We start from the raw sequence: 12,935 nt of genomic DNA, 5'->3' as shown, positions 1-12,935 counted from the left end.
GTGCGACGATGCGTTTCTTCTCCAACGATGCCCGCGAGTCCGCCGACGACGAGGGCGCGGCCGACCGCCCGGAGCGGGTGCAGTCCGAGCCGGTGGCGGTGCCCGGTCAGCGCCCGCCCTCCCCGTGGTCCGACGCACCCGCGGACGACACGCACGACCGCGTGGAGCAGGACACGCGCGACCGCGTGGAACAAGTGGAGGAAGACCGCGCGGACCGGGCCGACGAGACCGCCGTCGTTCCCCGGCACGCCGACGGCGACGACGACCCGGACCGTACCCGCTTTCACGAGCCGGCCCCACAGCCGACCGCCTTCGGAGCGTCGACCGTGGGCGGGGCCGTGGCCGCCTCCGCCATGGCCAACCCGGCCGACGACAAGTGGAAGGCCACCGACCGGGACAGCGACGCGGCGTCCGGCGCCGCCGACGACGACAGCGTCGCGCCCGGGGACGGCGTCGTCGAGTCGCCCTCCGAGGCCAACACCACGACGTACGCCAGCAGCAACGCCACCGACGACGACGTGGTGGACGTCCCCCTGGACGACGACGGCACGTTCGAGGACCCGAAGGTGCCCGACGCGACCCCTGAGGTGACGGACGCGGCCCCCGAGGTAGCGGCAGCGGACACGACCCCTGAGGTGGCAGCGGTCGCGGCACCGGCGGCGACTCCGGCCGCGAAGCCGCCGGCCGAGCCGGACGCGTTCTTCGCCGCCGACGACGCGAAGGCCCTTCAGGAGCGCTGGCGCGACGTCCAGCTCCGCTTCGTCGACAGCCCGAAGGAGGCCACCACCGAGGCCGCCGCGCTGGTGGACGAGGCCGTCGAGAAGCTGACCGCCGGCCTGCGCTCGCGCAAGGACGGCCTCGGCGGCGACAGCGACGACACAGAGACACTGCGGGTCCAGCTCCGCGGCTACCGCGACATCCTGAACCGCATTCTCGGCCTGTAGAAGGATTCGGGCCGTGCCCTCACCGCGGTGAGGGCACGGCCCGTTCAGGCCTTCTCGGTCTCCGGCTCGGGTTGAGCCTCGGGGAGCGAGGGCTCGTCGTCACCGTCCTCGGCGGACGGTGTCGTCGGCTCGGTGGTCGATTCCGTCGGCGGGGTGCTCGGCTCCTCCGACTCCTCGTCCGCCGGCGGCGTGGACTCGGTGGGCTCGGTGCTCGTCGGCTCCTCGGAGGGTGACGGATCCGGGCTGGGCGAGGACGAGGTCGGCGCGGGCCTGGGCCGGGTACGCAGCGGCTCGGTGACCGCCTTCGGCTCGCTGCGAATGATCCGGGTCTGATCGGCGGGGCCGTCGCCGGCGCCCGTACCGCCCCTGGGCTGCACCGGCTCGTTCTGCTGCACGGTCACCGCCGGCGGCCGCTGCGGCGTCAACGTCACGTCGCCGAACTGCGCGCCCAGCCACATCGCCGGTCCGAGGCCCACCGCAACGATGGCCCCGAAGAGCGTCATGGGTCCCCGATCCATCACGCCCCTCCCCCCTGTCATGGCGATCCTCGCCGGTCCGCGTGGCTTTTCTCTACCCAATTCCGCGAACGGTAAGCGAATGGCGCCTGATCCCAGTGTGACGGTCCGTGATGACTTGACTACGACTTCGTCGGACATGCGACCGTCCAGTGAAGAACACGGGTCACCCGGCGGAAGAGTTCACCCCGGGACGGACTATCTGGTACGCGACAAGAACGCCACGGCCTCGTCGAGCGCCGCCCAGCCGCCGGGCAGCTCGTCCGAGTCGAGGGCGCCGCGCACGGTCAGCGTCCCGCCGTCGCCCAGCGTCAGATCCCAGCTGCGCCGCTTGACCTGCGTCGCGTTCACCACATCGGCGTACGCGACGAACCGGCTCTGCGGCGCGATCGCCTCCCGCTGCGGCACGTCGGCGGCGGCGAACTCGGCCAGCCGCCGCTTGGCGGAGCCGTTCTGCGACCTCGGCAGACCCGGTACCAGGAACAGTCCGGTGTCGACCACGAGCACGTCCGTACGCGCGCCCTCGACGACCAGGTTCACCACGCCGCCGACCACCTCGGGCCGCGGCTGGGCACCGTCCGCGGCCGGCCCGGCGGCGGGGTCCACGCCGAGCGCGGCCAGCTTCTCCCGCGCGGTCGCCACGGTGTCCGGCTCCACGGCCAGCGCGGCCAGGCCACCGAGGTCGAGGTGCGCGCCGTCCGGCGCGACCAGCTCCGCCGTACCCGTCCAGCTGTGCCGCCAGCGGGCCGCCCGGCTGCGCAGCGCGGCGAGCGCCAGCAGCAGCGTCAACAGCTCGGTGATCCGCGCCGCCGTCTCGTCGGCGGGCAGGCCGGGGAAGACCGACTCGGCGATCTTGTGCAGCCGCCCGTCCGCGGACAGGTCCAGCACGTCGGACGCGGTCGCGACGGGACTGCCGGCCACCCGCGACAGGGTGGCGAGCGCGGCGGCGGCCTCGCGCTCCATCTCGACCGTACGGGCGGCACCGAAGAACTCGTCCCACCCGACGGCGGTCCGGCCCTGCGGCGGGAAGGCCACCCGCTGCAACGCCCGCCCGAGTCCGGGAAGGTCCGGGATGAGTTCCTCCTCGGGCCCGGCTTCCGTACGCGCGGAGTCGCCCAACCCGGCCAGCGCGGCGAGCCGGTCGGCGCGCGGCGGATGGGTGTCCCAGGTGGACGGTGGCGCCGCCTCCCGCGCCCGCAGCACGGCGACGTCCTCGGCCCGCGCCGCCAGCACCCGCAGGAAGCCGCCGAAGATGTCGTCCGGCACGTGACCCGCCTGCCAGCCCGGCCCCAGGTACTGGGCGTGGAACACCCGTACCAGGCCGTCGAGCACGGGCAGGTCGCGGAGCACGCCGGCCGCGGCGGCCGGTCCCGCGTACTCGGCGGCGATCCGGTCGGCCAGCAATTCCTGGGCGGTGCTGAACGGCGCGTCGACACGGCGATAGAAGCTCGCGTACGCCCGCAGCCCGCGGCCCGCGGGGTTGCGCCGGGAGATGCGCGGCACCACCCGGCCCACGACCACCCGGCCCCGGTACGCCATCGGCGCGAGCCGCCCCAGCCGCGGCGAGAAGTGGCCGAGCTCGTGCGCGACCACCGCCTTCAGCTGCGCGGTCTCCCAGGCCTGCAACAGCGGCAGACCCAGGTAGAGATCCCGGCGCCCGCCGACGAGGCCGAGCAGGCGGGCGTCCTCGATGACCTTCGCGGCGGCGTCCGCCACGATCGTCACCCGGTCCGGCGCCCTGGTCCCGGCGACCGCGGCGGCGCCGTCGACGAGCGCCCAGAGGGCGGGTGCGTCCGTACGCGACACCGGAATGCCGACCGGCTCGGGCCGGCGGGTGTGCAGGGCGCGCCAGATCGCGTACGCCATGACCCCGACCGTGGCGATGCAGAGCGGCAGGCCGATCCGCAGAGCGACGGCCCCGGACAGGGCGGACAGCGCCACCAGCACCGGCACCACGACGAGCGCGAGCTGCACCGCCGCGGCCACCAGGAACCCGGCCAGCGCGGCCGCGGAGGCCCACACCCTCTTCTGCACCCGCCCAGCGTAGGGCCGGGCCTGGCGGGGGCGTCGCCCGGCGTCCGGCCCACCCACCCGGGGAAACCCCGCCGACGTGCGCAAACACGGCCTGACCGGCGTACGGAGAATTAAGACTCGTTTCAGGTACGGCGGCCGGACCGGAGGCTCCCGGTCCGGCCGCTCATGCCGCGGGCGTCTTTACGCCCAGGGGATCTCCGGGGCGGGGTGGAACGCGACGCCCTGGGCCCGCCAGCGCGGCCCGCACGCGGCCAGGCGGCGGCGGAACGACTCCCAGTCCCGGTGCTCCCGCCGGGACCAGCCGATCTCCGCGATGGCCGGGAGCCGGGGGAACGTCATCGTCTGCACGTCGGCGAGGCTGCGCAGGGTCTCCGACCACAGCGGCGCCTCGACGCCGAGCACGGACTCCTCGCCCACGCCGGGGAGGCGTTCGGCCGGGTCCCAGCCGTACGCCTTCTCGACATCGAGCAGACCCGCCCAGTCCAGGCCCAGCGAGCTGTCCGCGGTGTACTTCATGTCCAGGTACGTCCGGTCGGCCGGGGACATGAGCACCTTGTTGCCCCGCGCCGCGGCCCGGGCCGTGCCCTCGTCGGCCGCCTCGATGCGCCAGAACTGCGGCACGGCCGAGGCGGGCAGGTCCACGGCGGCCATCTCGTGCCAGCCCATCGGCCGCTTGCCGTACCGGGTGACCATCGGCAGCACCCGCTCGATGAACGCGCGGTAGTCCTCGGCGGTGGTGGCCTGCGCCTCGTCGCCGCCGATGTGCAGGTACGGCCCCGGCGTCAGGGCGGCCACCTCGCGCACCACGTCGTCGACGAAGGCGTACGTCTCCTCCTTGCCGGCGACCAGCGAGCTGTAGCCGACCTCGACGTCCGTGCGCTGCGGCGGCGCCACCCCGTCGGCGGTGAGCTCCGGGTACGCCACCTGCGCCGCGTTGACGTGCCCCGGCATGTCGATCTCCGGCACGATCGTCACGAAGCGCGTGGCGGCGTACGCGATGATCTCGGTGTAATCGGCCCTGGTGTAGAAGCCGGGCCCGGTCCCGTCGACCCCCGTGCCGTCGCCGCCGCTGATCGCGGTGAGCTTGGGCCAGCTCTCGATCTCGAGCCGCCAGCCCTGGTCGTCGGTGAGGTGCAGGTGCAGGTGATTGATCTTGAACTGGGCCAGGCTGTCGACGTACGACTTGACCTCGTCGACGGTGAAGAAGTGCCGGGCCACGTCGAGCATCGCCCCGCGGTACCCGAACCGCGGCCGGTCGGCGATGGTGCCGCCGGGCAGCGTCCAGTCCACCGGCTGCGGCGTGGCGGCGAAGACCTCGGCGGGCAGCAGCTGACGCAGGGTCTGCACGGCGTGGAACAACCCGACGGGCGCCCCACCGGTCAGCGTCACGCCGCTGGTGCCGATCTCCAGCCGGTATTCCTCGTCGTCCAGCGCCTCGTCGAGCCGCAGCCCGATCCCGCCCGGCCCGTCGCTGACCGGCAGCGCGAAGCCCGTCGCCGGGCGCAGGACGTCGGCCAGGTACGCCGCCACCTGCTCCGTGCCGGCAGCCGCGCTGATGGCCGTACCGTCGCCGATCGTGAAGCGTGCGGCCGCGTCGGGCCGCACCTCGCCCGGCGCCGGAATCACATCGCCCAGTTCTCTTGTCACCACTACGCCCTTCTCGTAGGGGCCGTTCCTCGACCCGCCGGAAACTCTAAACCGTCTTTCCAGTTTCCGTACGGCCCGATGAACCTCGTCACCCCACGGTTACACGCCGTTCTCGGGCGCGGCCGGTGTCGCGGGTTCACTGCGGCGTCGCGCACCGGTTCGCTACGCCGCCGCCGAGCCATGCCGGTCCGTTCCGCCGTTATCGTGACGTCATGCCGATCTCCACCCGGCGCGCCACCGCGGCCGACGCGCCCGCCCTGCACGACCTCGCCGCCCGCACGTTCGGGCTGGCCACTCCCCCGGGCACGCTCCAGGCCGACATCGACGCCTTCATCTCGTCGCACCTGTCCCTGGCGAGCTTCGAGCGCTACCTCGCCGACCCCGCGCGCGTCCTGCTGCTCGCGGAGGACGAGGCCGGCCGCCCGATCGGCTACGCGATGCTGGTCGCCGGCCCGATCACCGACCCGGACCTGGCGGCGACCGTGGCCACGGCCGGCCCGGACAGCATCGAGCTCAGCAAGTTCTACGTGGCCCCGGACAACCACGGCTCGGGCGTAGCGGGCACCCTGATGACGGCGACCCTGCGAGCAGCGGCGGAGGCGGGCGCCAAGGCGTGCTGGCTGGGCGTGAACCAACGCAACGAACGAGCGGCGAAGTTCTACACCAAGCACGGCTTCGACATCATCGGCACCAAGAAGTTCCAGGTCGGCGACATCTGGCACGACGACCACGTCCGAGCCCGCAGCCTCTGACCACCCCGCCAGGCCCCGCCCGGCAGGTGCGGCCCCGCCCGGCAAGTGCGGCCCGGCACGCCCGGCAGGTGCGGCCCGGCACGCTGGGCCGGGCCGGGGTGCGCCGGTCCAGACCGGCCCGCTCAGCCCAGCCCAGCCAGCCAGCTCAGCCCAGCCCGCTCAGGCTTGGCCGCTCAGCCCGGCCCGCTCAGGCTTGGCCGGGCGGCGCTTCGCCGCCGTCAGTCGAGCCGGATCGCGGGCGTGCTGAACCAGGCGGCGTCTCCCGGGGCCAGGGCCGCCTCGAGGCGTTGCCGGGTCAGGTCGGCGAGCGGCGGGAGTTCGTCCGGCGCGAACCAGCCCACGGCCAGCGACTCGTCGTCGTTGACGCGGGCCTCGCCCCCGATCGCGCGGCAGCGGAAGGTGATGTCGACGTATTCCGTGCGGTCTCCGTTCGGGTAGGTGTTCGGGGGCTGGGTCAGCACACTGGTGACACGCTCCGGCACGACGTGCACCGCCGTCTCCTCGTAGACCTCGCGCACCACCGTCTCGGCCGGCTGCTCGCCCGGGTCCATCACGCCGGCGATCAGCGACCACGAGCCGTTGTCGGCGCGCTGCCCGAGCAGGATCCGGCCGGCGTCGTCGAGCACCACGGCCGTGACCCCCGGCAGGAGCAGCAGGCGCGGCCCGACGACAGCGCGAAGACTTTTCAGGTACGGCGAAATGGGCATACGCCCACGATAGGTGCGCGTCAGTTCACCAAGGGTCGCACCTCCTCGGCGACGAAACGGACGAAGCCCTCCGGCGACGGCTCCTCGGGCGTCGGATCCAGGATCACCGCGTCGGCTCCCGCCTCGGCGAGCTGCCGCACGACGTCCGCCACCTGAGCGGCGTCACCCGCCACACCCGGCCACTCCGCACCGAACTTCTCCTGCTGGCGGGCGAGTCGTTCGGCGGCACCCGGCCCGGTCGAGGCGGGCAGGAAGACGACGACCTTGTGGCCTTCCGCCGGCCCGATCCGGTCGACGGCAGCGCGTACGCCGGCGGGGGTCGTGTCGCCGGCCAGGATCGTGCCGTCGCCGAGGCGTCCGGCCAAACTTACGGTCCTGGGGCCGGTCGCCCCGATCAGCAGGGGCGGCGGCGGGCTCGGCGGCCACTCGAGACGCACGCCGTCCAGCCGCACGTAGCGGCCCTGGCTGGTCACCGTCTCGCCGTGCAGCAGGGCGCGCAGGGCCGTCGCGTACTCGTCGAGCAGCGTCATCGGGGAGGCCGCGCGGGCGCCGACCTGGCCCATCCAGTCCTGGACGCCGTGCCCGATGCCGACGATCGGGCGGTCGCCGAAGAGCCGGTGCAGCGTGGCGATCTCCATGGCGGCGAGCGCCACGTTGCGCAACGGCACCGGCAGGATGCCGATCCCCACCCGCAGCCGGGACGTGAAGGCGAGCGCCGCGGCGGCGGCCGCGACGCCACTGGTGAAGAAGCAGTCCTCCCACAGCCACAGCTGCTCGAGGCCGGCGTCCTCGGCGGCGCGGGCCACGTCGCGCAGCCGTTCGGGAGGTTGCTGGGGCAGAAAGATGGCGCCAAGTTCGGTCACCGGCCCATCGTCCACCCTGCCTCCGACAAAAACCGGCGCATCAAATCCACTGAACGGACGATCCCGTACGGGTGACAGCAACGTTGACGGCATCGGACCCGAACCGAAGACTGCGAACACCTCAGCGGCGGGAGGCCGTGGCATGCAAGAAAGATCCCCGTACCTGTTCGACGGCGGCGACGAGCACCTCCGGGTCACCGCGGACGCCGACGGGGCCGTGATCGACCTGGCCGTACGCGGAACGTGGCAGCCCGCGCTGCACACCGCCGTAGGGCGGACGCTGCGCAGGTGCCTCGCGGAGAGCCCCGCCGGAATAGTCGTCGACCTGAGCGCCGTGGACGATCCGGGCGCGGCGAGCGTGCCGACGTGGCTGGGCGCGGCCCTGACAACCGCCTCCGCCGAGCCGGCCGCGAGCATCGCGCTGTGCCTGCCACCGGACGCGTCCCTCGCCGCCCCACTGGGAAGTGCGGGCACGCTGCCGGTGCACGCCACGGCAGCGGAGGCACGCGCCGCGCTCACGGCCCGCCGCACCCATGAGGTGATCCGCCTCTCGCTGCCGCCGTCGCCGATCTCCCCGAGCCGCGCCCGCGACTTGATCGGAGCCGTGTGCCAGAAGTGGCGGCTGCCGCACCTGCTGCACCCGGCCCGGGCGGTCATTTCCGAACTGGTCACCAACGCGGTCGAGCACGCACGGACCCGGCTGGACATAGCCGTCTCCCTGCGCGGCGCCGCCCTGCACCTCGCGGTCCGGGACCGCGACCCGATGCTGCCCCGCATGCTCGACATGGCCCCGGTACGCGACGGCCACCCCCTGGATGAACGAGGCCGCGGCCTGCGCGTGGTGCACGCCGACTCCACGGCATGGGGCGCCCTGCCGACAACGGGCGGCAAGGTCGTCTGGGCAACGGTCCGCGACCGCGCCGGCCGGGCCCGCCGCTGGTGAGAGCCGGCCGGCCGGCGACTGTCCCGCACGAAGCGCGGCGAGGCTGAACGCCACCACCAGGGCTGAAGGACGCGAGAGGCACGCCGGCAGAACCCTGCCAGCGGGCGCCGGCGGAACCCGGCCAATGGGCGTCGGCAGAACCCGGCCGACGGGCCCCGGCAAAACCTTGCCAGCGGATGCCGACAGAACCCGGTCACCGTGCGCCGACAGAACCCGGCCGACGGGCCCCGGCAGAACCCGGCCAGCGGGAAGCACCACTGGGTCCCGGGGATCGGCGCCGGAGTCGTCATCGCGGGACCAGCAGTCGGTGCCGGGCCTCCATCAGGGCGAAGCCCAGCAGGTTGAGGCCCCGCCACCGCTCCGGGTCATCCGCCCGCTCGTCGGTGGCCGCCAGGCCGATGCCCCACACCCGGTCGGTCGGGCTGGCCTCGACGAGCACTCGCTGCCCGGTCCCGGCAAGGAAATCGCCCAGGTCTTCATGCTGCCCGAACTTGGCGACGCTCGCCTCGACCACGATGCCGAACCGCTCCCCCGCCCACATCGCCTCGTCGAAGCCACGAACGCGCCGCCCCAGCATCTTGGCCTGCCGGGGGTGACCCGCCGTGACGATCCGGGCGGCCGCCTCCTCGTCGCCGAACAAGAGAGCCTTGCGCCACATCATGTAATGCTCCGACGTCGCGAAGCGAACGCCGTCGACGGTGAACGCCGCCGGCCACCACTGGCTCAGGCAGCCGCGTCCGACGGTGCCGTCGGGCTGCGGGCGGTGGCCCCAGAAGTGCAGGTATTTCACACGGCCGCCGGAGCGCTCCAGCCTGACGACATCTTCCACGGTGCGGGGCGGGTTCTCCATGTCGGCAGTATGCCGACACCCACCGACACTTTCCCGGGCCACTGTGGACGACGGCCGCGAAAAAATGTCAGAGGGTCCCGCTAGGTTCCTGAGTGCGGATCGGCGCCACGGGGGCGCCGATCCGCGACTCCCGCGCGGGGGTGCCCGGATGCCCCCTCCTGCGCCGGCTGGGCGCGCAGCAGGGTCCGGGCCACGTTGCGGGTGTGCTCGTGCAGTTCTGGAGGGGATTCGATGGTGAAGTCAGCACCTACGACGCCGAGGATCATCACCGGCCAGCCCAGGTCGTCGACGCTCATCCGCAGGCGGCAGCTGTCGGCGGTGACCGGTTCGATGACGGCCCACTGTCCCACCCGGCCGTGCACCGACGTGGCGGGCGCGGCGATCAGCACCGACACGTCGTAGCGGCTGGGCACGGTGGCCAGGCGCGCGCGCATCCATGCGACGGGGTCGCCGCCGGGGATGTCGCGGGGGCGGAAGCGGGCGCCGGTCAGGGCGGGGTTCGTGAGCCGGTCGACGCGGAAGCTGCGCCAGTCGCCGCGGTCGAAGTCCCAGGCGATCAGGTACCAGCGGCGGCCGAGCGAGACGAGCCGGTGCGGTTCCACGTGCCGGGGTGCGCTTTCGCCGTCCCGCGGGGCGTAGTCGAAGCGCAGGCGTTCCTCGCCCCGGCAGGCCAGCGCGATCGTGGTCAGCGACGCCGGGTCGAGGACCGGGCCGGCGCCGAGGACGCCCGGGGCGGTCACCGCCCGCAACGCGTCGATGCGGCGGCGCAGGCGGGGCGGGAGCAGCTGGGTGACCTTCGCGAGGGCGCGTACGGAGGTCTCCTCGAAGCCCGCCACGGCCCCGGCGGCGGCGGTCCGCAGGCCTACCGCGATGGCCACCGCCTCGTCGTCGTCGAGCAGCAGCGGCGGCACGGCCGCGCCGGCCTGCAGCTGGTATCCCCCGGCGACCCCGCGGGCGGCGTCCACCGGATAGCCGAGGTCGCGCAGGCGGTCGACGTCGCGGCGCAGGGTGCGCGGGCTGATCTCGAGCCGGTCGGCGAGTTCCGCGCCCGGCCAGTAACGGTGGGTCTGAAGAAGGGAGAGGAGCCGGAGCATCCGCGCACTGGTGTTCGCCATGGGTCCAGACTCCGTCGAATTGCGGTCAGGAAGTGGCCGGACCGCACCCTAACGCTTCCACTTCCCCGCCGACGACATCCCACGGCGCCCCTTCGGCGGGCGACGCGCGACCGCGACCGGCGACGGCGGCGGGCGACGGCGGCGGGCGACGCGCAACCGGCGACGCGCGACCGCGATGCGCGACGGGCGACGCGCGACCGCGACGCGCGACGGGCGACGGGCGACGCGCGACGGGCGACGACCCGCGCGCCGGGCGGGTGCGGCGGAACGGCAGAGGCGCGGCCGCGGGACAGACGAGGCGAAAATGCGGCCGCGGCGAGGCGAAGGCGCGCGGGCGCGGGCGAGACCGGCGAGGCGGAGGGAGGGCCGGGCAGACAGACGAGGCGAAGGCGCGGCCGCGACGAGCGAGGGCGCGCAGCAGGAAGGGTGCACGCAGACACCGCGCGCCCAGCGCTCACTCCGCCTGGCGATGGCAGGCGGACGGGCCAGACGGACGGGCCAGGCGCACGGGCGAGGCGGACGGGCCAGACGGACGGGCCAGACGGACGGGCCAGACGGACGGGCCAGGCGCACGGGCCAGGCGCACGGGCCAGGCGCACGGGCCAGGCGCACGGGCCAGGCGCACGGGCCAGGCGCACGGGCCAGGCGCACGGGCCAGGCGCACGGGCCAGGCGCACGGGCCAGGCGCACGGGCCAGGCGCACGGGCGAGGCGGACGGGCCAGGCGGACGGGCGAGGCGGACGGGCCAGGCGGACGGGCGAGGCGGGCTGAGTGGGATTGGGTGACGAGGGACTCACGGTGAGCGGTGTCCCGCCGGGCGGGAGGTGCGTCGGTGGGGGGCGGGCGACCGTTACGGTCGGTTCGGATCATTGGCGGCGGGAGGGCGCGGGCGGATGTTCGGGTGGCGGCGACGGCGGGAGCCTTATCTGATTCCTCGTACGCTCGGGCGGTTCATCGAGGGGTTGAGCCGGCCGGAGGTTGCCGTTCCGCAGCAGCGGCGGGGGAATCCCGATGCGGTCGTCGATTGTGCGGTCTACCACGGGGGGAGCCGGCGGCCCGGGTTGTCGCATTATGCCGATGCCGCCCGGGTCGCGGGGCGGCAGCGGCAGGCGTTCGTGTGGCTGGGGCTGCATGAGCCGGATGAGGCGACCATGGCGTCGATCGCCGGGGTGTTCGGGCTGCACGAGTTGACCGCCGAGCAGGCTACCGCGGGTGGACAGCGGCCGGCGGCCGAGACGATCGGGGACGTGACGCGGCTGGTGTTGCGGACCGCGCGGTACGTCGAGCACGAGGAGTTGACCGCCACCTCCGAGGTCGTCGACACCGGGGATGTCACGGTGCTCATCGGGGCGCACTTCGTCATCACCGTGCGGCACGGGGCGGCCGGTGCGCTCAAGCCCGTACGGGAGGAGCTTGAAGCGCGACCGGCGCTGCTGGCCGAGGGGCCGTGGGCCGTTGCCTACGCCGTGTGCGACCGGATGGTGGATCTGTACCTGGACGTCGCCGGGCATGTCGAGCGGGATCTGGAGGCGCTGGAGGCGATCGCCTTCGCCGCGGACAAGGCGCCCGATATCGCCCATGTGTACCAGTTGAAGCGGGAGATGGTGGAGTTCAAGCGGGCCGTTATGCCCCTTCAGGAGCCGTTGCAGCGGCTGCTGGACCGCGGGGTGGTGCCGGAAGCGCTGTATCCGTACCTTGTGGACGTACGGGGTCGCCTGGGACGGGCGGTGGACCGGGTCGCCGGCTTCGACGATCTGCTCAACTCGATTCTCCAGGCCCGGCTTGCCCAGGTCTCGGTCGACCAGAACAACGATATGCGCAAGATCGCGTCGTGGGCCGCCGTCGCCGCCGTGCAGACGGCCATCGCGGGGATCTACGGCATGAACTTCGCGCACATGCCGGGGCTGGAGTGGGAGTACGGCTACCCCGCGATCATCGCCGTCATGGCGGTCGCGTCGGTGGTGCTGTATCGCAGGCTGAAGAAGGTGGGCTGGTTGTGACGATCGCAGAGCCGGACGCGCGGTGGGCCGAGCTCGGCCGCCAGGCGTGCAGGACGCTGGCACCCCTGTTCGTCGCGGTGGAGCACATCGGCAGCACCGCGGTGCCCGGCCTGCCCGCGAAGCCGGTGATCGATCTGATGGCCGCGGTCACCGACCTCGAGCAGATCAACGCCGGCGCGCTGGAGACGCTCGGTTACCGGATGGAGCCGACGGACATGCCGGAGCGGCTCTTCCTGCGGCGGGAGGACTACGACAGCACGGCGTACCACCTGCACGTGGTCACCGCCGACACGTGGGAGACGCGCAACGAGCGGCTGCTGCGCGACCATCTGCTCGCCCACCCCGACGCGCGGGAGCGGTATGCGGCCCTCAAGCGCGAGCTGATGAGGCGGCACGGACCGGGCGACGCATATACGCAGGGTAAGACCGACCTCATCCAGGAGCTCACCGACGCGGCGCGGGCCGAGCGGGGGCTGCCCTCGGTTCCTGTCTGGGAGTAGGCGCGACTCGGCCGTTCGGCCCGCCTCTCCAGTCCGGACGGAAGCCGCTATCTACCCCATTTTGC

General features: G+C 73.5%; 12 protein-coding genes. 5 read left to right on the top strand and 7 right to left on the bottom strand.

Features of this window, described 5'->3' with window-relative positions:
• Nucleotides 1-8 precede the first annotated feature (8 nt).
• On the top strand, nucleotides 9-944 hold the full coding sequence (locus tag CLV70_RS32085) for a hypothetical protein (RefSeq protein ID WP_106130376.1): 936 nt from the start codon (nucleotides 9-11) through the stop codon (nucleotides 942-944).
• A 44-nt stretch (nucleotides 945-988) separates the two neighbouring features.
• Here CLV70_RS32085 and CLV70_RS32080 read toward each other — a convergent pair whose 3' ends face one another.
• From CLV70_RS32080 to CLV70_RS32070, 3 genes are all read right to left on the bottom strand, one after another.
• Entirely contained in the window at nucleotides 989-1,447 is a 459-nt protein-coding gene (locus tag CLV70_RS32080; protein WP_106130375.1) for a hypothetical protein, read from the bottom strand.
• A 210-nt stretch (nucleotides 1,448-1,657) separates the two neighbouring features.
• A complete protein-coding gene (locus tag CLV70_RS32075) occupies nucleotides 1,658-3,493 on the bottom strand; it encodes a M48 family metallopeptidase (protein WP_106130374.1) in 1,836 nt (611 codons plus the stop codon).
• A 180-nt stretch (nucleotides 3,494-3,673) separates the two neighbouring features.
• Nucleotides 3,674-5,140, bottom strand: coding sequence for a beta-N-acetylhexosaminidase (locus CLV70_RS32070; protein WP_106130422.1), 1,467 nt, complete (start codon nucleotides 5,138-5,140; stop codon nucleotides 3,674-3,676).
• A gap of 212 nt (nucleotides 5,141-5,352) precedes the next feature.
• On the opposite strand from CLV70_RS32070, the gene CLV70_RS32065 reads away from it, so the two are divergent.
• A complete protein-coding gene (locus tag CLV70_RS32065) occupies nucleotides 5,353-5,892 on the top strand; it encodes a GNAT family N-acetyltransferase (RefSeq protein WP_106130373.1) in 540 nt (179 codons plus the stop codon).
• Nucleotides 5,893-6,110: 218 nt separating this feature from the next.
• Here the strand turns inward: CLV70_RS32065 and CLV70_RS32060 are convergent, their stop codons facing one another.
• Both CLV70_RS32060 and CLV70_RS32055 read right to left on the bottom strand, forming a co-directional pair.
• Complete coding sequence (locus CLV70_RS32060; RefSeq protein ID WP_106130372.1) at nucleotides 6,111-6,599, bottom strand: NUDIX hydrolase; 489 nt, start codon at nucleotides 6,597-6,599, stop codon at nucleotides 6,111-6,113.
• A 20-nt stretch (nucleotides 6,600-6,619) separates the two neighbouring features.
• Complete coding sequence (locus CLV70_RS32055; protein WP_106130371.1) at nucleotides 6,620-7,462, bottom strand: LLM class flavin-dependent oxidoreductase; 843 nt, start codon at nucleotides 7,460-7,462, stop codon at nucleotides 6,620-6,622.
• 142 nt (nucleotides 7,463-7,604) lie between these two features.
• Here CLV70_RS32055 and CLV70_RS32050 point away from each other — a divergent pair, with 142 nt between their 5' ends.
• Nucleotides 7,605-8,405 (top strand): ATP-binding protein, encoded by an 801-nt coding sequence (locus CLV70_RS32050; protein ID WP_106130370.1) that lies wholly within the window; start codon nucleotides 7,605-7,607, stop codon nucleotides 8,403-8,405.
• Between the two features lie 286 nt (nucleotides 8,406-8,691).
• Here the strand turns inward: CLV70_RS32050 and CLV70_RS32045 are convergent, their stop codons facing one another.
• Nucleotides 8,692-9,255, bottom strand: a complete 564-nt coding sequence (locus CLV70_RS32045; protein ID WP_106130369.1) for a riboflavin biosynthesis intermediates N-glycosidase — start codon at nucleotides 9,253-9,255, stop codon at nucleotides 8,692-8,694.
• 80 nt (nucleotides 9,256-9,335) lie between these two features.
• Nucleotides 9,336-10,370: a helix-turn-helix transcriptional regulator gene (locus CLV70_RS32040; RefSeq protein ID WP_106130368.1), complete on the bottom strand. Its 1,035-nt coding sequence runs from the start codon at nucleotides 10,368-10,370 to the stop codon at nucleotides 9,336-9,338.
• 893 nt (nucleotides 10,371-11,263) lie between these two features.
• On the opposite strand from CLV70_RS32040, the gene CLV70_RS32035 reads away from it, so the two are divergent.
• On the top strand, nucleotides 11,264-12,370 hold the full coding sequence (locus CLV70_RS32035; protein WP_106130367.1) for a magnesium and cobalt transport protein CorA: 1,107 nt from the start codon (nucleotides 11,264-11,266) through the stop codon (nucleotides 12,368-12,370).
• Nucleotides 12,367-12,870, top strand: a complete 504-nt coding sequence (locus CLV70_RS32030) for a GrpB family protein (RefSeq protein WP_158277867.1) — start codon at nucleotides 12,367-12,369, stop codon at nucleotides 12,868-12,870. Before CLV70_RS32035 ends, CLV70_RS32030 begins: the two co-directional genes overlap by 4 nt.
• The last annotated feature ends 65 nt before the right edge of the window (nucleotides 12,871-12,935 follow it).

The sequence above is a fragment of the Pseudosporangium ferrugineum genome, assembly GCF_003002065.1.
Lineage (GTDB): Bacteria > Actinomycetota > Actinomycetes > Mycobacteriales > Micromonosporaceae > Actinoplanes > Actinoplanes ferrugineus_A.
This window is presented reverse-complemented; position numbering and strand designations above follow the sequence as displayed.

Bases quoted from the DNA above. Each gene is read 5' to 3' on its own strand.
- CLV70_RS32035 (WP_106130367.1), top strand. From the start codon at position 11,264: ATGTTCGGGTGGCGGCGACGGCGGGAGCCTTATCTGATTCCTCGTACG.
- CLV70_RS32065 (WP_106130373.1), top strand. From the start codon at position 5,353: ATGCCGATCTCCACCCGGCGCGCCACCGCGGCCGACGCGCCCGCCCTG.
- CLV70_RS32080 (WP_106130375.1), bottom strand. From the start codon at position 1,447: ATGACGCTCTTCGGGGCCATCGTTGCGGTGGGCCTCGGACCGGCGATG.
- CLV70_RS32040 (WP_106130368.1), bottom strand. From the start codon at position 10,370: ATGGCGAACACCAGTGCGCGGATGCTCCGGCTCCTCTCCCTTCTTCAG.
- CLV70_RS32050 (WP_106130370.1), top strand. From the start codon at position 7,605: ATGCAAGAAAGATCCCCGTACCTGTTCGACGGCGGCGACGAGCACCTC.
- CLV70_RS32085 (WP_106130376.1), top strand. From the start codon at position 9: ATGCGTTTCTTCTCCAACGATGCCCGCGAGTCCGCCGACGACGAGGGC.
- CLV70_RS32060 (WP_106130372.1), bottom strand. From the start codon at position 6,599: ATGCCCATTTCGCCGTACCTGAAAAGTCTTCGCGCTGTCGTCGGGCCG.
- CLV70_RS32045 (WP_106130369.1), bottom strand. From the start codon at position 9,255: ATGGAGAACCCGCCCCGCACCGTGGAAGATGTCGTCAGGCTGGAGCGC.